The organism is Sphingomonas sp. Leaf21 (assembly GCF_916858675.1).
In the GTDB taxonomy this organism is placed as follows: domain Bacteria; phylum Pseudomonadota; class Alphaproteobacteria; order Sphingomonadales; family Sphingomonadaceae; genus Sphingomonas.
The window spans coordinates 15,743-33,966 of record NZ_CAKASM010000010.1; the positions used below are offsets into that span (position 1 = coordinate 15,743).

Annotated in this window: 19 protein-coding genes; 7 read left to right on the top strand and 12 right to left on the bottom strand. The window is 62.5% G+C overall.

Annotated elements, in window-relative coordinates; all coding sequences use genetic code 11:
• The first annotated feature begins 286 nt into the window (after window positions 1-286).
• On the top strand, window positions 287-2,104 hold the full coding sequence (locus LRP66_RS09945; protein ID WP_230482467.1) for a site-specific integrase: 1,818 nt from the start codon (window positions 287-289) through the stop codon (window positions 2,102-2,104).
• Between the two features lie 217 nt (window positions 2,105-2,321).
• Here LRP66_RS09945 and LRP66_RS09950 read toward each other — a convergent pair whose 3' ends face one another.
• From LRP66_RS09950 to LRP66_RS09990, 9 genes are all read right to left on the bottom strand, one after another.
• The gene (locus tag LRP66_RS09950) at window positions 2,322-2,570 is read right to left on the bottom strand and encodes a hypothetical protein (protein WP_230482354.1); all 249 of its coding nucleotides are present in this window, start codon (window positions 2,568-2,570) and stop codon (window positions 2,322-2,324) included.
• On the bottom strand, window positions 2,570-2,821 hold the full coding sequence (locus LRP66_RS09955) for a hypothetical protein (protein ID WP_230482355.1): 252 nt from the start codon (window positions 2,819-2,821) through the stop codon (window positions 2,570-2,572). Before LRP66_RS09955 ends, LRP66_RS09950 begins: the two co-directional genes overlap by 1 nt.
• Before the next feature lie 48 nt (window positions 2,822-2,869).
• Complete coding sequence (locus LRP66_RS09960) at window positions 2,870-3,034, bottom strand: hypothetical protein (protein WP_230482356.1); 165 nt, start codon at window positions 3,032-3,034, stop codon at window positions 2,870-2,872.
• Between the two features lie 77 nt (window positions 3,035-3,111).
• Window positions 3,112-4,743 (bottom strand): chaperonin GroEL, encoded by a 1,632-nt coding sequence (gene groL, locus LRP66_RS09965; protein WP_230482357.1) that lies wholly within the window; start codon window positions 4,741-4,743, stop codon window positions 3,112-3,114.
• A gap of 69 nt (window positions 4,744-4,812) precedes the next feature.
• A complete protein-coding gene (locus LRP66_RS09970) occupies window positions 4,813-5,100 on the bottom strand; it encodes a co-chaperone GroES (RefSeq protein ID WP_230482358.1) in 288 nt (95 codons plus the stop codon).
• A 212-nt stretch (window positions 5,101-5,312) separates the two neighbouring features.
• A complete protein-coding gene (locus LRP66_RS09975; RefSeq protein ID WP_230482359.1) occupies window positions 5,313-6,293 on the bottom strand; it encodes a sensor histidine kinase in 981 nt (326 codons plus the stop codon).
• A gap of 113 nt (window positions 6,294-6,406) precedes the next feature.
• Entirely contained in the window at window positions 6,407-6,817 is a 411-nt protein-coding gene (locus LRP66_RS09980; protein ID WP_329959265.1) for a response regulator, read from the bottom strand.
• Between the two features lie 76 nt (window positions 6,818-6,893).
• On the bottom strand, window positions 6,894-7,394 hold the full coding sequence (locus tag LRP66_RS09985) for a cation:proton antiporter domain-containing protein (protein WP_230482362.1): 501 nt from the start codon (window positions 7,392-7,394) through the stop codon (window positions 6,894-6,896).
• A complete protein-coding gene (locus tag LRP66_RS09990) occupies window positions 7,321-8,565 on the bottom strand; it encodes an extracellular catalytic domain type 1 short-chain-length polyhydroxyalkanoate depolymerase (protein ID WP_230482363.1) in 1,245 nt (414 codons plus the stop codon). The genes LRP66_RS09985 and LRP66_RS09990 overlap by 74 nt, the downstream gene beginning before the upstream one ends.
• Before the next feature lie 451 nt (window positions 8,566-9,016).
• Here LRP66_RS09990 and LRP66_RS18265 point away from each other — a divergent pair, with 451 nt between their 5' ends.
• The 3 genes from LRP66_RS18265 to LRP66_RS10000 are packed head-to-tail and all read left to right on the top strand — an operon-like array spanning window position 9,017 to window position 10,401.
• The gene (locus tag LRP66_RS18265) at window positions 9,017-9,145 is read left to right on the top strand and encodes a hypothetical protein (RefSeq protein ID WP_268992448.1); all 129 of its coding nucleotides are present in this window, start codon (window positions 9,017-9,019) and stop codon (window positions 9,143-9,145) included.
• Window positions 9,146-9,173: 28 nt separating this feature from the next.
• Window positions 9,174-9,440, top strand: a complete 267-nt coding sequence (locus tag LRP66_RS09995; RefSeq protein WP_230482364.1) for a hypothetical protein — start codon at window positions 9,174-9,176, stop codon at window positions 9,438-9,440.
• A 43-nt stretch (window positions 9,441-9,483) separates the two neighbouring features.
• Window positions 9,484-10,401: a transglutaminase family protein gene (locus LRP66_RS10000; protein WP_230482365.1), complete on the top strand. Its 918-nt coding sequence runs from the start codon at window positions 9,484-9,486 to the stop codon at window positions 10,399-10,401.
• A 377-nt stretch (window positions 10,402-10,778) separates the two neighbouring features.
• On the opposite strand, the gene LRP66_RS10005 is transcribed toward LRP66_RS10000, so the two are convergent.
• On the bottom strand, window positions 10,779-11,813 hold the full coding sequence (locus tag LRP66_RS10005; RefSeq protein WP_230482366.1) for a tyrosine-type recombinase/integrase: 1,035 nt from the start codon (window positions 11,811-11,813) through the stop codon (window positions 10,779-10,781).
• 373 nt (window positions 11,814-12,186) lie between these two features.
• Between LRP66_RS10005 and LRP66_RS10010 the strand changes: the two genes are divergently transcribed.
• Both LRP66_RS10010 and LRP66_RS10015 read left to right on the top strand, forming a co-directional pair.
• Window positions 12,187-12,456, top strand: a complete 270-nt coding sequence (locus LRP66_RS10010) for a type II toxin-antitoxin system Phd/YefM family antitoxin (protein WP_230482367.1) — start codon at window positions 12,187-12,189, stop codon at window positions 12,454-12,456.
• Complete coding sequence (locus tag LRP66_RS10015; RefSeq protein WP_230482369.1) at window positions 12,365-12,850, top strand: hypothetical protein; 486 nt, start codon at window positions 12,365-12,367, stop codon at window positions 12,848-12,850. The genes LRP66_RS10010 and LRP66_RS10015 overlap by 92 nt, the downstream gene beginning before the upstream one ends.
• Before the next feature lie 532 nt (window positions 12,851-13,382).
• Here LRP66_RS10015 and LRP66_RS10020 read toward each other — a convergent pair.
• Both LRP66_RS10020 and LRP66_RS10025 read right to left on the bottom strand, forming a co-directional pair.
• Window positions 13,383-14,384: a FecR family protein gene (locus tag LRP66_RS10020; protein ID WP_230482371.1), complete on the bottom strand. Its 1,002-nt coding sequence runs from the start codon at window positions 14,382-14,384 to the stop codon at window positions 13,383-13,385.
• Complete coding sequence (locus LRP66_RS10025; RefSeq protein ID WP_230482373.1) at window positions 14,368-14,883, bottom strand: RNA polymerase sigma factor; 516 nt, start codon at window positions 14,881-14,883, stop codon at window positions 14,368-14,370. The genes LRP66_RS10020 and LRP66_RS10025 overlap by 17 nt, the downstream gene beginning before the upstream one ends.
• Before the next feature lie 285 nt (window positions 14,884-15,168).
• Here LRP66_RS10025 and LRP66_RS10030 point away from each other — a divergent pair, with 285 nt between their 5' ends.
• On the top strand, window positions 15,169-18,132 hold the full coding sequence (locus LRP66_RS10030) for a TonB-dependent receptor (RefSeq protein WP_230482375.1): 2,964 nt from the start codon (window positions 15,169-15,171) through the stop codon (window positions 18,130-18,132).
• Window positions 18,133-18,224: the final 92 nt, after the last annotated feature.

Genomic DNA, 18,224 nt, shown 5'->3' on the forward strand with positions numbered 1-18,224 from the left:
CAGCACGTCAATGGCATCGACGACCAAGGGAATATGGCCTTTGATATTGCCGCAAGCGAAAGCCTTACTATGTTGTGCAACTCAACCGCGTTGGTACAGCAAGCAGGTACAGCGTGGCTGATCGCAAGACACAAAAAGCCCGCAAATCTGCGCTTTTTGTGACTGTGACATCCCTCCCGTAGGGGTCACCAGCACCCGCCAGAATGGCGGATTTGCGCGGTTTTGACGGTCTTCATGGACGCTTTACCCATCCTTGTGTACAAAGGATGCGTACAAAGTGATCCGTATGGCCAGTCCCTTCAAAGATCCTCGCACCGGCATTTTCTACTTCCGACGGGTCGTCCCCGCCGCGCTGCGACCATTCTTCGATGGCGCGTCGACCGAGTATAAGCGCACCCTTGACACCCGCGATCCTAATGAAGCCCGTCAGCGCTACCACCCGCATGCCGTGATCTACGAGCAGAAGCTCGCCGCCGCCCGTCGCACCTTAGCTAGCCGGCATCTCCGGAAGGCACGCGTGATGGTCGACGATTTTCTCGACGGACAGTCGGACGAGCAACTTCGCGGCGTGGCGCAAAAGCTCGCGGCGCTCGAGCTCGGGGCATTCGAATATGCCAACGGCCTGACTGACTATGCGCCCGGTGCTCGATACGACTTCGGGGTGCCGCCGGGCCTTGATGATCTGCGCGATCACGCAAGCCGAACCGCCATGCTGAATGCGGTGCCCGACTTCATGCCCCTGCCCTGGCTGGAGACGCTACAGCGGGTTGCCCTCCTCCCCACCCTCGATCCGATCGAGTGGTTTATCGCAGCGGTAGCCTCCGCCAACGCCCTCGGCTGGCCGCTGGCACCCGAACTCTATGAGGCAATTGGTCGCGCTTACCTCGACAGGCTCTGCGACGCCTGCGCCCTCTGCATCGATCCCACACGGAGCCGTATCCTACCACCCTCGGTCCTTGTTACGGGCACTGCGGCGGTGGTACCCGCGCTCTCCCTACCGTCGAACGAACCACAGCTGCCGACACCGCCAGCCAAGACGGTGCCGACCATCACCCAGGTCTATGAAGCCTGGGCAAAGTTCGAGCCGCGCGAGGCCAAACTCGTCGACGAGTGGCGAACCGCCGTGAATCGCTTCGCCCAGCTTCATGATGACCCGCCAGTCGATCAGATCACGGCATCGATGGTACGCGCCTATCGCCGCACCTGTGCCGGACTTCCAAGCCGGGCAAAGAAAGAGGTCGCCGCCCTGCCCCTGCTGGAACAGGTCGAACTCGCGGAAACCGAGGGAATGCCCACGCTGTCGCCCGCGACCGTCAACAAGGCCTTGTCGGCCATAAGGGTGACCCTCGAACACGCGGTTGAGGAACTGGAGGTCATCGACGGCAACGTCGCCAAGACCGTGAAGTCCGTGCCCAAGAAGTCGATAGAGGATGCACGCCTCCCCTTCGAGCCGGAGGATATGACCAGGATTTTCACCGCGCGCCTGCCTGAACGCAGCGGGGTGGCGCCCCGAACGCTGTTCTGGATACTGATGCTCGCCCCATTCACCGGTTGCCGCCTCGACGAACTGGGCAAACTGCGGCCGGGGAACATCAAGACCGACGAAGGCATCCCGTACATCGCCATCGAACCCGATCGTCTGCGCGTCCGCCAAGAGCAAGAAGGCCCGGCCAAGCGGATGAAGACTGCCAGCGCCAAGCGGGACATCCCGCTGCATTCGACGCTGCTCCAAGCGGGCTTCCTCGATATGGTGAGCGCGCGCCGCGCGGAAGGCGCGGAATGGCTGTTTCCCGAACTCGAAGCCAATGCCTATGGCAGCCGGACACAGCGCCTGTCGCGCGTGCTAAACGATTTTCTCGATGCAATCGGCCTGTCCGATCCGGAACTGGTGTTCTACTCGTTTCGCCACACCGGGAAGCGCGCCGTGCGCGGCAAGGTATTAAAAGAGATCGTCGATTTGCTCTTCGGCCATGCAGATGGATCCGTCAGCACGCTGTATGGGCGCGGCGCGGAAATGACGGTACTCCGCGACGCCGTAGAGAAGATTCAATACCCTTCGGTCGATTGGCAACCTGTGATCGCAACGGGCCGAACAATGACATGAGAACCAGCGCGGCGAGCCAAACTTCACGTCGCTGCATGATATGTATCTCGCCCTGATGGACGACAATGAGCGGCGGCTACCGACCAAGGTCAGTCGTCCACTTAATCTCGGGCGAAGGTCCGCTACTCACGGAAGCTGCCAGTCGCGCGGTTTGAAGCGAACCATCCGCAATTCGCCCATCGCGGAACCTTGGAAACTGGATGAGTGAACGGTCGCCTCACGATTGATCATCCGAGTCGAAGGCTACCTGAAGTTCCTGGGGATCGATGGTGACCGTCCGCACCATATTGTGGGTCCGGACATAGAGGAGCGTTGCCACCCGCAGGTAGACCGTGCGCTCGTTCCCCTCGATGATTTCCTCCTCCGTATCGATGTCGTAGACGCCAGCGGGCAGAGTCTCGTCCAAAGCGGTCAGCCGAAATGGCGCCTTGAAGGTGATCGACGTTCGGGTGGTTCGCAGCGCCATCAGATTGCGAGACCGCGGTCGGGATTTTCGCTGAAGGCCGCATCCTCTGCTTCCTCAGATAGCGAAGCCGCGGCCGGCAGCCGATCTTCCCGGCCAAGCTGGCCCTCGCGGCGAAGGGCGACCACGGCTTCGCGCGCCCATGCTGCTGCTGCGGATGCCGCGACGATCCGGACATTGTCGAGATTGGCCGCCACCGCCCGCTCGCGATGCAGGGCCTCCTGAGCCAAGCAGAAGGCGGATGTATGAGCCATCAGGAACTCCTTTGCGACATGATTCTGGGCCAGTGGAGGCGTGTAACGCTAAGCCGGAGGCTGATCCCTCATTGCCTGTCGCAAGGCATCGTCCAGACGAGAATAGCGGAAGGACTTGTAGTGGAAGCGGTCGGTAGGGACGCGCTTGATATCGTATTTGAGCATCAATTCATCTTCGGTGAGATCGATGTCGTATGTCGATTGGGAGGTCATGAAGCTGCTCCTGGTGACGAGAGGACGAGATGGGTCAACCGTAGGCGAGCGTTGCTGCCCGCCCCCGTCACCGTTTGTCAGAAGCCCCTGCCGCCGATGCCGCCGGTCATGGATGGCGTGCTGCTTTCGTCGGTGAACTCCGCAACAGCCGCTTCAGTGGTGATCAGCAGGCCCGCAACCGAGGCCGCGTCCTGCAGGGCAATCCGCACGACCTTCGTCGGGTCGATCACGCCGGATTGGAAAAGGTTCTCAAACTGCTCGGTCTGGGCATTGAAACCCAAATTCTCGTCGCGCTCATCGAGCAAGCGGCCGGCGATCACGCCTCCATCATGGCCAGCATTTTCGGCGATCTGCCGCAACGGGGCCTGAAGCGCTTTGCGGACGATGTCGATGCCGCGCCGCTGATCGTCATTGACAGGATTGAGGCTATCCAGCGCCTTGGAGGCGTAGAGCAAGGCGGTGCCACCACCCGGCACGACGCCTTCTTCCACCGCCGCACGCGTTGCATGCAGCGCGTCGTCGACGCGATCCTTGCGCTCCTTCACTTCCGTCTCTGACACGCCCCCCACTTTGATGACAGCGACGCCACCGGCGAGTTTTGCAAGCCGCTCCTGAAGCTTCTCGCGATCATAATCGCTGGCGGTGTTCTCGACCTGCGAGCGGAGAGCTTCGACACGCCCCTTGATCGCGCCCGGATCGCCGGCGCCATCGACGATGGTGGTTGTGTCCTTGTCGATCGTGACACGCTTGGCTTGTCCAAGCATGTCCAGCGTCACAGTCTCGAGCCTGATGCCGAGATCCTCGGTGATGACGTCGCCTCCGGTGAGGACGGCGATATCCTCGAGCATCGCCTTGCGCCGGTCACCGAACCCAGGCGCCTTGACGGCGGCGACGTTCAGACTGCCGCGCAGCTTGTTGACGACGAGCGTGGCGAGAGACTCCCCCTCGATGTCTTCGGCGATGATGAGCAGGGGGCGCCCGGCCTGAACCACCGCTTCCAGGATCGGGAGCAACGGTTGAAGAGCCCCGAGCCTCTTCTCGTGGATCAGGATATAGGGATCCTGAAACTCGACCAGGCTCCGTTCCGGGTTTGTAATGAAGTAGGGCGAAAGATAGCCACGGTCGAACTGCATGCCTTCGACCACGTCCAGCTCGAACTCGACGCCGGTCGCTTCCTCGATCGTGATGACGCCTTCCTTGCCGACCTTCTCCATCGCCTCGGCGATCTTGCGACCGACAACCTCGTCGCCATTGGCCGAGACGATGCCGACCTGGGCAATCTCCTGATTGTTGGAGACCGGCTTCGAGCGCGCCTTGAGCTCGGCCACGACAGCCCCGACGGCAATGTCGATGCCGCGCTTGAGATCCATGGGATCAACGCCCGCGGAGACTGATTTCATGCCTTCCCGCACAATCGCCTGAGCGAGTACCGTCGCGGTCGTCGTGCCGTCGCCTGCATGGTCCTGCGCCTTGGACGCGACCGCCCGGATCATCTGCGCGCCCATATTCTCGAACTTGTCGCTCAGTTCTATTTCCCGGGCGACCGTCACGCCGTCCTTGGTGATACGCGGCGCGCCATAGCTCTTGTCGATGAGGACGTTGCGGCCTTTGGGGCCGAGCGTCACGCGGACGGCGTTGGCGAGAATATCGACACCGCGCGCAATGCTTTCGCGGGCGTCGCGCGAGAATTTGACGTCTTTGGCTGACATGGTGTCTGATCCTTGTGGCTGATTGTCGGCTGCCCGGACGGGTAGCGGCGTAAGGTGGGAAGGCTGGGGTCAGCCAATGACGCCGAGGACGTCGCCTTCCTTCATGATGAGGAGATCCTCACCGTTCAGCCTGACCTCCGACCCGGACCACTTGCCGAACAGGACGCGATCACCAGCCTTGAGGTCGAGCGGCGTGAGCGCGCCGTTCTCGGCTTTGACGCCTGCGCCTGCGGCGACGATCTCGCCCTCCTGCGGCTTCTCCTTGGCGGTTTCGGGGATGATGATGCCGCCGGCGCTTTTGTCGGCCGAGTCGATACGGCGGACCAGCACGCGGTCGTGAAGAGGTCGAAATGTCATGAATAGCATCCTGCCGCTGGACCGCGACGAGATGTCGTCGCTTCACAAGCGGGGAGCCAGCGCTGCCGATTTGCGATTGAATATCGCGGAGACGCGAATGCCAACGACCTTAATGTGGGGGCCAGCAATCGAGAAAACAAGGTGGAGCTTCCGCCGGTCAGCCCGCTCAGGAAAACGGGCATTCGCGGTGCAAACCAACCAACCTCGGACCGTTAGCTGGCAAGCCTGCCACGATCCATCCGGAGCGTCACGACGAGACCGCTTTCGGCCCAATCGTAGTCGATCGTGCCGCCGAGCTGACCGGTCACGCTGCGCTGGACAAGCTTGCCCCCGAAACCAGCGTGTCCCACCGGATCGATAACCTTGGGCCCACCATGTTCCAGCCACGTGAGCACCAAGTCCTCGCCGTCAGCAATGCTGGAGAGGTCGAGCGTGCCGGCCGGGGCCGAAAGCGCGCCATATTTCATCGAGTTGGTGGCCAGCTCGTGGATCACCAGGGCCAGGCCGGTCGCCGCTCTCTCGCCTACGCCCATGCGTTCAACAGCCACGCGAATTCGGCCTTTGAACGCGCCAAGGTCATCATATGGGGCCAACAGGACGGCAAACAGGTCTCCGAGCAGTGCGGCATTGCCTCGGCCATTGGGGAGCGGCCGAACCAGATCGTGCGCGCGACCGAGTGCCGAAAGCCGGTCGGTCAATTCGCGTGCCAGATCCTCGACGCTGCCGGCCGAGCGCGATGAGATCGCCGTCAGACCCGAAGCGATCGCCAGCAGGTTCTTGACGCGATGGCTCATCTCGCCGGCCAGCAGTTCGTGGCCTTCTTCAGCCTGCTTGCGCCCCGTTACATCGAGGAAGATGCCGTACATCGTCCGGCCGACGATGCCGACATCCTCGCCTTGGCCGCGCGCCGCCACCCAGCGGACCGTGTCGCCAACGATGATCCGAAAGTCGGTCTCGTAGGGTCCAAGGATCGCGCGGGTGGCACTGAAGGCAGACTGAACACGATCACGGTCCGCCGGGTGAATCCGCGCGGACAGCTCGCCGAAGGTCACTTGGTCGCTGGCGGGCAGATCCCAGAGCTCGAACCCCAATTCGTCCATCGCGAAGGCGTCTGTATCGACGTTCCACGACCATAACGCGACCCCAGCCGCCCTGATCGCGTGACGCAGTTGATCGGGGCGGCAGTCATGCATATCGGGCGTCCGTGCGGCCAATATCGTTCGTCCGATCGTGAGAGAGACCTTCGCTCTACACGGTTGCTGCGACGCTGTCCGGGAAAAGATGGAACGCGGCTTCGAACGCGTTCTCAGGCCGCGGTGAGACTCCGCATTGTTTCAATCAAGGCGGGCCATATCGGAGGCTTGGCGATGAAGGGGCAGCCGACCGGCAACGTGCTTGCGTCAAGCAGGCCTCGCCCTGAGGTTACGATGATATGCATGGGAGGCCACCGATCGCGAACCAGCGCGGCAAGCTGAATGCCGTCCATCGATCCCGGCATCTCGATATCGGTGAAAACCAACTGGATGTCTGCGCTCAGCATCAAGATGGCGATGGCTGCATCGGCATCTTCGGCCTCCACGGCGGTGAAGCCGGCGTCCTCGATCATGTCGATCGCGTGCAAACGGAGCAGCGGTTGGTCTTCGACGACAAGAACCGTAATTTTGCGTATATCTAACCCTTCGCTGACGAGGGCTGATCGCGAGCAAGGTCCTAACAGACGGCAACAACATTCGTTCCGGGAGCGCATTCGCTTTACCGGCCGTCATTTGTTCGTCCGCCGGGCAGAGTGGGCGTTAAGCGCGAGATTCAACCCGACGCCGTTGCCACCGGTCGAGCAGTCGCAATGCCGGTGTTACGGTGATGCCGTGCAATAGGATCGAGGCGAGCACGACACCGCCGATGATCGCCCAGAGCCGGTGCGGGTCGGCGAAAGACCCATGATTGAGCGCAAAGGCGAGATAGTAGATCGAACCCATCCCGCGGATGCCGAAAAAGGATATCACGAGCTGCTCGCGCCAAGGCAGCTTCGATCCAACAAGGCTGAGCAGGCCGGCAGCCGGGCGCGCCACCAGCAGGACGCCGGCAACGAACAGCAGCATCAGCCAGTCAAAGCCAGCGAGTAGGCCGCCGAAGGCAATGATGCCGCCGAACAGGACGAGCAGCACCATCATCAGCAACCGCTCGGCTTCTTCGGCGAATCCATGCAGCCGGTCGTGATAATCATCGTCGCGACTGGCGTTGCGCAGTGCCAGCGCCGAGACAAAGACGGCCAGGAAGCCGAACCCGCCCAACATCTCGACCACGCCATAGGCGATCAGCGTAACCGCCAGCGCAACGAAGCCGTCCCCCGTGCGCGAGAGACTTGCGCGCATCGGCAGGTGAAAGGTCAGAGACCTGCGAACTGGGGGCGCGGTGAGACTCGGTGGCAACGGTCATGCCGGCGCCCAGCGGCGCGGCCGAGGGCTGCGGTCGTGCAAGCTCAGCTCGGCCTTCGGCCCGCGCGTCAGCCAGTCCCCAGAAGCTCGCGATCCGCCGCGTCGAAGAAATCCCGGCCTCGAGCATGTACGGCCCCGCCGTTCCGCAGGCCTGCGCGCCGGAGGTACTGAGTGGAGTGCCATGGCCGAGGCCAGCGATGCGATATTCCTCGATCACGTCGCGCCCATTGGCATCGCGCCACACACGGCGAAGATATCCTTCGTCCTCCTCGACAGCGCTCGGCCTGTGCTCAAGCCCGTGGATCGCACGCCATTGCTCGACGATGAGTGCCGAATTCTCGTGGCTGACGGTCGCGTCGCTGTCGCCCTGCCACACCGAGATCGTCGGCCAAGGCCCCTTGTGCGGTGACGCAGCAGTGACGAGCTTGCCCAGCGCGACCGCCGGAGGGCCGCCGTGCGCCCGCATGCGATCGAACGCCTCGGGGATGGAGGTGGCCGTGCCATAGGGTAGGCCGGCGATGATCGCGCCCCCGGCAAACACGTCGGGATAGGTGGCAAGCATCACCGACGCCATGGCACCGCCGGCCGACAGCCCGGTCACGAAGATGCGGGACTGATCGACTCCATGCTCCTCGACCATCGCCGAGACCATCTGGCGGATCGACAGCGCCTCGCCCGCGTCGCGCTTCGTGTCGCCCGTGTTGAACCAGTTGAAGCAGAGGTTGGCGGTGTTGCCGCGTTGCTGCTCCGGGTACAGCAGCGCGAACCCCTGTTCGTCAGCCAGCCGCGACCAGCCCGAGCCATGGTCATATCCGGCCGCATTCTGGGTGCAGCCGTGCAGCACGACCACCAGCGCTTTCGATGCATGCCGAGAGTGGGGAAGGTAAAAGCGGCCGCGAAGTGCACCGGGATTGGACCCAAATGCGCCGAAATCCGACAGGCGGTCTTCAGCGAACCTGCCTAGTAAGCCGGGTAAGGCATGATCCCGCAATTGGGACAGACGGCTGAGCGTATCGTTCAAGCTTCGCATGCGGCTTTCTCCTAGCCACGGCGGAAGCCCTGACATGCAGATCGCTCCAATCGAATTGCTGTGCTGCACAATGTCGGCTTGGGCGGGGCGAATAGCAAGGATGTAGATGAATTATCTGCGAACTCGGGAGATGGGGCTGGCGCTACGCGGCTGCCGTCCCCATATGCTCTTCATCGCGCCGTCCGTTTCGAGCTTGGCTGCGACTGAGAGTTGTTCATGCTCCCGCTCTGGACGCGGAGCGTATCATTCGATCTATCCTCCATTCGAGCTTTGCGCGTCCTAGGCCGCGCATCGTTCTCGTCCGCAAGTCGACTGCCGACACAGAGAAGGCGGCACATGCGCAGTTTCGCATCCCACTACCCGCAGGTGGAGCACCTCTACTCCAGCGGCTTTCGGAGCGCTGATCATCTGCACGGGGTCCAGCCGGGCTCTAATTCAAGGAAATGACGACATGGCCAAGGGACAACAACGTGGCAACCGCGAAGCGCGAAAACCGAAGAAGTCGGAGCCGCCCAAGCAGAACGCTTCCAATCCATCGCTGAAGGGCATGCCCCCTGCGGCACAGTCCAAGAAGGATTGATCTCTTCTTTCACGGAAAGGCCGTTCCCATGCAGCTATCCTCTATCCTCTGCCGCGCCCAGGAAGCGCATCACTATGCGGTCGCCTGCGCAACCACGCTCGACAATGTCAGACTGGTCGCGAACGTCGCCGCTGCCGCCTGGGCCAAGGAAGGCGTGGCTGCCGGAGTGCGCGAAGATCGCAAGCTATCTGCCAGGGCATTCGCCGAGGGACGTCTGCTGTCGAACGAGCCGCCCGGCGTCGATTTCCGCGCCCTGAGCGAAAATCCCGACCTGGGGCATGCCGTTCGGAGTTGAGAAGGCTTCCGGACCCCAATGTCGCAAGTCAGGAGGCGACGGAATGCGGCTGCATATCCTGCATGTCACCACCTACGCATATCGGACACCGGTCGAGCTTCTCGCGCATCGGACGATGCTCACTCCGCGCAGCTCGCATGCACTACGCCTCATTTCGGCCAACATCAGTTGCGAACCCGCGGCGGAGCTGGAGTGGACGCAGGATGTCTTCGGCAACCTTATCGCCACGGCCTCCTTTCCGAAGCCTTCGGAACGCCTGACGATCACCAATCATGTGATTGTCGACCAGACCGCCGCTGCCTGGCCCATCCTCAAGATCGCGCCACATGCGCACCGCTATCCGTTCGATTATTCGCACGAGGAGCGGACCGATCTTGGTGCGCTGCTGGTGACGGAGCATGCAGATCCCGACGGCCGGCTCGCCGCTTGGGCGCGTGCCAAGGTACTCGGCGCCGACACCGACACGCTGTCGCTGTTGCAAGACGTGAACGCCGCTGCCCGCATCGGCATGACCTACGTCACGCGAGAAGAGGTCGGGACGCAGTCCCCGCAGAAGACGCTCGATCTCGCTTCGGGCTCGTGTCGCGATCTCGCCACGCTGTTCGTTGAAGCGGTCCGGCATCTCGGTTTCGGAGCCCGTGCGGTGTCCGGCTATCTCTTCGATCCGCCGATCCTGGGCAATCCCGCCGAGACGGGCACCCAGCACGGGGCGACGCATGCGTGGGCGGAGGTGTATTTGCCCTGTGCGGGCTGGGTCGCGTTCGATCCGACCAATGGCCGCATGGGAGAGGCACATCTGGTCCCCGTCGCGGTTGGCCGGAGCATTGCGCAGTTGAGCCCCGTCGATGGCCGCTATGTCGGTGCCGCCAACGCCTTTCTCGGCATGACGGTAGAGGTCACGGTTTCGACGACGAACTGCACCGATCTCGATACGCAGGAAAGATCATCGGCCCCCGAATGATCGCGCCTACAGCCTGACGCGCGCCTTGTCGGCCGTGGGCTTCGTCAGGTTCGGCTTTACGACCAGCATAAGCGCTCCTGCCGCCGACGTACGCAGAAGGGACAAGATCAGCTACGTCGCTGCCGACTGGCAGGTCGGGCCGGAAGCTGCCGTTCGACTGATCTGCAACGAATGGCAGTTTTGTCCCAGTTTTCACTATTCAGCGGCGCTGCAGGCAATCGCACACTTTCGAATGAACGTCGGAGGCTGGCGAGAGTGAAAGGCACCGGGAGTAGTAAATTCTGCAGAAAAGTTACAGGAACCCCTTGCCGGCATGCTCGCGAAACCGTTCATGATCCCGCACATATTCCGCCACCATTTCCAACGATGAATGCCGGCTATGCTCCTTCATCTTGAACAAATTGGCATTTTTGGCGACCGGCCTCAGTGAGGAAACCAGCACGGAGCGAGTGGCCTGAGAACAGCTCGGGCGCGTAGCCTGCCGCGACCGCGGCCGCCTTCACGACCAGGGCCACTCCCTGGGGGCTCATAGGTTTGTCGGTCAGCCGTCCTTGCGGCGTGAGCTTGCGAAACACCGGGCCGGTGGTGATACCGGCAGTCTCCAGCCACGCGCGATAGTGCCGCACAGGTTCCAGCCGGCGCCCATCTGGAATTGCGACCGTATGACCCTTGCCCTCCTGGTCAGTCTTCGAAGCCGCGATGCGTACCAGCAGGCCGCGACTGTCCTCGCTCACACGCGCCACGGTGATTGCCACGAGCTCCGAACGGCGGAACGCTCCCGCCATCCCAATGGCGAGTAGCGCCCGGTCGCGGTAGCTGCGCAAGTCCTCGCCGGCGACCGCGCGTACCATGTCGCGCAGCACGTCGCCGTCTGCGGGCCGCTTCTTGCCAGGCAGCTCGCCGCGCTTGTCCTTGCGGATGCCGCGCATCGCGCGCTCAAGACGAGCCGCGTCTGGCTGCGAGGTCGGCGGCTCCACGTCGGCGGCCCGGTGCGCGAATACGATGGCAGCAAGCCGCCGGCCGATCGTCGCGCGGCCGAGCGGCACCGGTTCCTTGCGTGGCAGCACCGTGCCGCGCTTGGTCCGGCGAGGTTCCTGCGGACTGAACCCGCTCTCGGCGAGCAGCGTCAGGAACGCGGCGACCGTCGCCGGCGTGGCGGGAAGCGGGCGGTAGCCGCTCTCCTGGCACCACGCGCAGAACAGCCGCCAGTCCGACTTGTAGGCGCGCAGGGTCGCGTCGGCCGACGCCCGGCGGACATAGTCGTCGACGCGCTCGCGATCGTGGGGCGCAAGCTGCGGGAGATAGGGTTCGAGCGACTGGACCCGATCAACGACGACCAGCGCGTCAGCCACGATCGCGTCCAGGTCCGCGCGGTCCACGCGAGCCGCATCATCGATGTCATCATCGGCCAAGCCGACCTCCTGCGCCGCGTGTTCATCAAACCGGCCGGTGAGTGAGACCGCCCGGACTCCGGGAAACGGGCTAACCGATCACTGAAATTCGCGCCAGCATATAATTAGCGGGAATCAGCGTTATCGCTAAAATGAATCGGCTGATAATCCCGTTCTGGCGGATGATCCAGATCTTGCCGCTAGCATCTATGAAACGGATCATACCGTTCTTGACGGATATGCCGATTCGCCGTAAATTGCCGATGTCAGGCAACGCCCGCATCTCGATCGTGACCCCGCGTCCAGGCTGAGTCTGAACTACGATCGAAATCCCGCCGCGCAGGCACAACCTGCAACGCATCCAGCACAGGAACACCCGCTCATGGCGTCGAGCATGGAAATCGTACCCTCGGGCGAATTGCAAAAGCAGTTCGGCCGCTATTCCGATGAGGCGATGATCCGCCCGGTCGGGGTCAGCCGGAACGGCCGCGTGCGCTTCGTCATGGTCCCCGTCGATGAATATGAACGCCTGCGCCGTCGTGAACGCATTGCAGGTCGCGTGGAGGATCTTGATGACGAAACCCTCGAAGCCATCCGCGGCGTCGAACCCGGCCGCGGCGCCCAAGACGCCGAAAAAAGGCTCAACGCTGCCGCAACCGGGTGAAGTCCTCAACTACAGCTACCTGTGGGAATACGAGTACGTTAAAGGTCGCAATGAAGGTATAAAGGACCGACCCGTTGGCGTCGTGCTGGCGACCCGGCTGAAGGACGGGATCGACCAGGTGCACGTTGTGCCGCTGACCACGAAGGCCCCTCTCCGCGATCAGCTGGCGATCGAAGTGCCAGATGCCGTGCGACGTGATCTTGAGCTTTCCGGCGATCGGTCGTGGATGATCATCACGGAGTGGAACCGGTTCGCATGGCCAGGCTATGACATTCGGCCTATCGCAGGGCGTGAGCCGGCGGTGAGCTATGGTTATTTGCCGGCCAGTTTCTTTCGGCGCGTCCGCGATGCGATCGTCGCGGCTGGGATCGGACGCCCCGTCGATCGCGACTAGCGGGCGGACAGTCGCCAGAATCGAACGTACATCACCTTTAAATTCGTGCTTTCGACGACATTTCCGTCCGATAGCTGCGGACATAGGTCAGGCCAGAGGCCGAAGTTGAGATACCCCTGCTCCGCTATCTAACTACAGCTTATAACGTCCGGCAATAGTCTTGGGGTGAGCAGCCCTTCCGGCGATGCAAATGCAAAAGCCAAAGATCTCTGATAATTACTCATGGAGATTCGTGCTGACATCGGCGCACCGCCGACAGTATACTATAAATGTGCAGGATTATTACCCCTAGAACAGAGCCCAGCTTATCAGCAGTGCTCGGTGGCCCGGTTGAATGTCGAGTAACTCTACCGGAAGCACTCATTCCGTGTCTGAGTTATGCGACAGCCAAGCGGTAGACTCTCTTCGTTGCGACTTTACTTGATGCGAAGCCTAAAAGTTCTACGGCATGGCTAGCATATTTGCCAGTCTGTGGAGTTCTTCCAACGAGACCTTCTGTGAAAGGTTCTCACACTATCCCCTGGAAAGGAGGCTATGACATCGGACGGCGCCGGCATCCGGCCGTCTTGCTTTCTATCTCGATAATAGGTCCACTCCGGCGCCAGCAGATGGGTTCGATCGCGCGCAGGTTATCCAGAAAGACGGTCAGATCGTTACCGTGATAGACGCTGTTGACCGTTAGGCGCGCCAGGTCCGGACTGCCGAAACGGACCTGCACTCCGGTACGCGCCGCGATCCGCTTAACGGCTTCGGCTAGGGGTGTCTCATCGAAAACAAACACGCGGGGCTGGGCTAGCGACGCCTGGCGCGCGCGGGTTACCGTCAGCCGTCCCGCGCTGCCGATGTCGGCGCGGTCGCCCGGTTTCAGATGGGTCAGCACAGCGCCGGATGCGCTATCGCGCAGCCGAACGCCGCCCTTCCACAGGGCGACTCGCGTACCCGTCGAACCGGTGCCCACCGCGAAGTAGGTGCCGGTGGCCTCAACCGCGATCGGGCCGGCATGCACTGAGAACGGCCGGCGGGTTTCGTGCGCCACCGCGAACGCAGCGATCCCGGTTCCCAGCGTCACGTCCCGTGAAAAGAGACTCATGCGCACCCGCGCCGTGCTGTTGGGCTGCAGACGCAGGTGGCTGCCGTCCGCCAGCATGATGTCGCGGGCACTGCCGGCGGTAATGTAGCGGTGCGGCAAGCCGAGCCCCACGCCCTGCTGCTCCGCGCCGATCATCAGCGCGATGGCGGCGGCGAGGCCGGTCGCCCAGCCGAACTGCCGGGGCGAAACACGTCGTCCGTGAGAAACTGAACGTCGAGTGCTCTCGCTCCAACGGGACGCCGGCATGGGGAAGCTCGCGGTCGGCGCCAGTGCAGCGGCATGATGCCAACCGCGCTCGACAAGATCGATCGCAGCGGCATGGCGCAGATCCAGCGCCATCCATCGGCGGAGCGCCGCCCGTGTCTCGCCGTCGCGCTTCTCGCGCAGCCGCACGAACCACGCCGCTGCGTCTTCGAGCAATTCGGCATCAGTCCGCGCGGTCATCGTCCGCTTCCCTGCGCGCCAGACGCGCCACGATCTTTTCGATACAGCGACCGACCGCGACGACCGGCATAGCCAGCCGCGCCGCGACATCCTTGTGACTGAGGCCTTCGACGCGCGCCATCACGAATGCCTGCCTGCAACACGCATCGACCTGAGCCAGCGTATCCTCGACGCGCGTAAGTCTCGCACGACGGATCGCGGTTGCCTCTGGATCGGCCAAGGGGTCGGCGATCAATAGCGTATCCTCCGCCAGTTCGACATGGCCCTCGCGCCGCCGCGCCGTATCGCGCCGATGCCGGTCCACGATAACACTAGACGCAACGCGGCCGAGAATTCCGCGCCAGTTGCGAATTTCATCCGGAGGCGGCGTTGCCTGCATGACCCGGACATATACGTCCTGGACATAGTCTTCGACATCCTGTGGTGAGCGAATGCGTTTTGCGATATATGCCTTCAGAAAGCCGTGCTGAGCAAGCATCGCTTCCCCGGCCGCGTTCAACGGATCCCGATCAGGGTCCGCGCGTAGTGCCGGCGGCAAGGATTTCGGCACGGATCTACAAGCCTCGTGATGGGCGGCAAGTATTCATACGAGGCCCTCCGGTGCATGGAATGACACATTATCATTACATATTTATGAAACAACCAATCGTCTGCTTGTCTTTCCTTTCCATGCTTTCAACATCGATCCGATATTCAGAAAATAATTGCGGGTCCGGCCGGAAATTGACAACCTGCTGCGTCTCATCCCGGTAGGAGGCGCCGTGATGGCGTCCGGGGGACACTTATGACATTCCGCACCAACGCCCTACAACTTCTCGCCGTATCCACGCTGACGGTGCCTGCGATGGCGACACCGTGCAATGCGCAGCAGGCACCGGCATCGATCGATATCCCAGCCGGACCGATGGCCGGGTCGCTGCGCAAGCTGGCGCTGCGCTCCGGTCGCAATATCCTGTTCAAGGGCAACGTCGTCGCGGGCCGGGTGTCCCACGCTGCCAGCGGGGCGGGCACGGCGGAGAATGCCCTCGACCAAATGCTTCGCGGCAAGGGGGTGACTTATCGTCGTCAGCCCGACGGATCGTTGATCGTCGTCGCGCTGCAGCCCGAACGCAAGCGGCCGGCCACGACCGCAGCGATCGTGCCGGTCCCGACCGTGGCGGCCGATCCGGTTCTTGGCGAGGAGGCGGACATCGTCGTCACGGGCAGCTATTCTAGGAGTCTTGCGACGGCCATCGCGCGCAAGCGCAACGCGTCCGAAATCGTCGACTCGATCACCGCAGAGGATGTCGGCAAGTTTCCGTCACGTAATATCGGCGAGGCGCTGCTGCGGATCCCCGGTGTCACGGTCGACCGTGTATCGGCCGGCGCACGTGGGCAGGCGGTCTTCATCAACGTCCGCGGCCTGCCGGCCTATTTCCAGAACGTGCAGCTCAACGGCCGCGACATCGCGACCAATGAGAATGTCGAGAGCAGCGGGCAGAACGGCCGCAGCTTTCGCTTCGACCTGCTGCCGCCAGACATCGTCTCGGCCGTTGATGTCTACAAGACGCCGAGCGCCGCGATGAGCGAGGGAGGGATTGCTGCCAGCATCGACTTGCGCACCTATCGTCCGCTTGATATCGGCACGTTCGGTACCCTCAACGTGCGTGGTAGCCGCAACGACCTGTCGCGCCTGGTTGGCGTCACCGCATCGGGGCTGACGAGTTGGACGAACGCGGACAAGACCTTCGGCATCGTTGCGTCGGGTGCCTATACCGATCAGCACGATCGCGAGGATCGCAATTTCACCAGCCCATACACTCTGGGTGCAAACTCCGCGATCGCTGCCAACCGCACCGCGCAGTTCGCGGGTGTCTATATGCCGCAGGCGCAGCGACCGACGATCGAGCAATATTACACGCGCCGGGCGACGGGCACGCTGGCGATGCAGTATAGGCCGAGCGACGAGTTCGAAACCAATGTCGACTTTCTGTATTCGACCCAAACCAACCGATACAACCAGCCTGGCTTACAGTTCGACATCGCAAACAGCGTGATCGACCCGGCGTCGGCGGTGATCCGCGACGGCGTGCTCGTGGCGGGATCATCGAACCGGATGGAGATCCAGACGGTCAACGAGACATCGACCCAACGCTATGATATCTTCAGCGGCGGAATCAACCAGCGGTGGAGCCCCGGCCGATGGACGATCACCGGCGATTTCAATCATTCGCTGGCGAACAGCCGCACGAAGGACCCGGTCGAGCGGGTCCAGTACAGCGCTTTCGCGCCGGCCAGCTTCGACTTCACCAACGGCCCGGGCAGTATCCCGACTCTCGCCACTGGTCTGAATCTGCTCGATCCGACGCTGGCCTATCGCGGGTCGGGTACGATGCTGGCGCGTGTCATCCGGTCCAGGACGCGACTTGACGTCGCCAAACTCGACGTTGCCCACAGCTTCGACGGCTTCTTGTCCAGCGTGTCGGCCGGCGGGGCATTGGAAGATCGCAATCGGACCTATTTCCGGCTGGATCGCAACTCGACGGCGTTCATCGGCACGACCCCGTCGGCGGCCGGACCCAACAGTCTACTGCCGCTTGGTTTGCGACACGTGTTCCGCGACGTCGACGGCGAATTCCCCCGCAACTGGCTGCAACCGAACCTTCCGGCCCTGTTCGACCGCTATTTCGACCCAGCCACGCTGAATACGCCGCAGACGCCGACCGACCTGGCCACCAGTTCGGAGCTGAGTGAACGCAGCGCCGCAGGATATGCGATGGCGGCGTTCGCAGCGCCGGTGGGTGGCGTCAGGATCAGCGGCAATGTTGGTGTCCGCGTCGTGTACACCGATCAGCGTGCACGAGGTTATGCCAATCCCGGCGGTGGTGCCGCGGCCATTCCGATCGATGTGACCCAGCGCTACACCGAGCTGCTGCCGGCGCTGAACGTCAAGGCCGACCTGACTGATGAACTGACGTTACGACTGGGCTATGCCCGGCAGATGTCGCGTCCGCAGCCGGAATTGCTCGCACCCGGCCTGACGGTCACTTTGCAGAATGGCACGGGCCGGGGCGGCAATCCGACACTCAAACCATTCCTATCGAACAATCTCGACGCCTCGCTGGAATGGTATTTCAGCCGACTGGGCAAGGTATCAATCGCAGCTTTCGATAAGGAGTTCGACAATTACCTGACGCAGCAGGTGTCGCAGGTCAGCGTCCCGAACAATTTCGGCTTCGACTTCTACAACATCACGACGCAGGTCAACGGCGGTGCCGCGCGGCTGTACGGTCTGGAATTCGGTTACCAGCAGACGCTGGATTTCCTGCCTGGTGCACTGTCCGGCCTAGGGATCGAAGCCAGCTACACACGGGTCTTTCAGAAATCGAACTTTGCAGTGGCCGCCGGCAGCACCGAGACGCGCACGGTGAACAACCATCTGCTCGGCGTGTCGCCCAGCAGCTATTCGCTAGTCGGCTTCTATGAGAAGGGTCTGGTATCGGGCCGCCTCGGCTATGTCTGGCGCGAGGCTTATCTTCAGGCCAACGGCGGCGTCGGGCAAGTAGATACCTATTTCGACTCCTTCGGATCGCTCGATGGCAGCTTCAGCGTGGCGGTGACGCCAACGACCAGCGTTACCTTGTCGGCTGTCAATCTGCTGCGCTCTTCGCTCAGCCAATATGGCCGAACCGCCGCGGGGGGGAAGGTGCCGGGCGAAGCCTACGCCTATGGGCGCACGCTGTCGCTCGGCGCGCAGTTCAAGTTTTGAGACTTCCCATAAAATGCTCACTGGTCGCCGCCGCTTGCCTGGCGGCGACCGTCTTCGCCGGGTCGCCGGCGCCCCCCCCCTATCTGGGCGGA

What these genes read in the sequence shown, in the direction of transcription:
- LRP66_RS09945 (WP_230482467.1), top strand. Translation starts at nt 287, where the DNA reads ATGGCCAGTCCCTTCAAAGATCCTCGCACCGGCATTTTCTACTTCCGA.
- LRP66_RS09950 (WP_230482354.1), bottom strand. Translation starts at nt 2,570, where the DNA reads ATGGCGCTGCGAACCACCCGAACGTCGATCACCTTCAAGGCGCCATTT.
- LRP66_RS09955 (WP_230482355.1), bottom strand. Translation starts at nt 2,821, where the DNA reads ATGGCTCATACATCCGCCTTCTGCTTGGCTCAGGAGGCCCTGCATCGC.
- LRP66_RS09960 (WP_230482356.1), bottom strand. Translation starts at nt 3,034, where the DNA reads ATGACCTCCCAATCGACATACGACATCGATCTCACCGAAGATGAATTG.
- groL (WP_230482357.1), bottom strand. Translation starts at nt 4,743, where the DNA reads ATGTCAGCCAAAGACGTCAAATTCTCGCGCGACGCCCGCGAAAGCATT.
- LRP66_RS09970 (WP_230482358.1), bottom strand. Translation starts at nt 5,100, where the DNA reads ATGACATTTCGACCTCTTCACGACCGCGTGCTGGTCCGCCGTATCGAC.
- LRP66_RS09975 (WP_230482359.1), bottom strand. Translation starts at nt 6,293, where the DNA reads ATGCATGACTGCCGCCCCGATCAACTGCGTCACGCGATCAGGGCGGCT.
- LRP66_RS09985 (WP_230482362.1), bottom strand. Translation starts at nt 7,394, where the DNA reads ATGTTGGGCGGGTTCGGCTTCCTGGCCGTCTTTGTCTCGGCGCTGGCA.
- LRP66_RS09990 (WP_230482363.1), bottom strand. Translation starts at nt 8,565, where the DNA reads ATGCGAAGCTTGAACGATACGCTCAGCCGTCTGTCCCAATTGCGGGAT.
- LRP66_RS18265 (WP_268992448.1), top strand. Translation starts at nt 9,017, where the DNA reads ATGGCCAAGGGACAACAACGTGGCAACCGCGAAGCGCGAAAACCGAAG.
- LRP66_RS09995 (WP_230482364.1), top strand. Translation starts at nt 9,174, where the DNA reads ATGCAGCTATCCTCTATCCTCTGCCGCGCCCAGGAAGCGCATCACTAT.
- LRP66_RS10000 (WP_230482365.1), top strand. Translation starts at nt 9,484, where the DNA reads ATGCGGCTGCATATCCTGCATGTCACCACCTACGCATATCGGACACCG.
- LRP66_RS10010 (WP_230482367.1), top strand. Translation starts at nt 12,187, where the DNA reads ATGGAAATCGTACCCTCGGGCGAATTGCAAAAGCAGTTCGGCCGCTAT.
- LRP66_RS10015 (WP_230482369.1), top strand. Translation starts at nt 12,365, where the DNA reads ATGACGAAACCCTCGAAGCCATCCGCGGCGTCGAACCCGGCCGCGGCG.
- LRP66_RS10020 (WP_230482371.1), bottom strand. Translation starts at nt 14,384, where the DNA reads ATGACCGCGCGGACTGATGCCGAATTGCTCGAAGACGCAGCGGCGTGG.
- LRP66_RS10030 (WP_230482375.1), top strand. Translation starts at nt 15,169, where the DNA reads ATGACATTCCGCACCAACGCCCTACAACTTCTCGCCGTATCCACGCTG.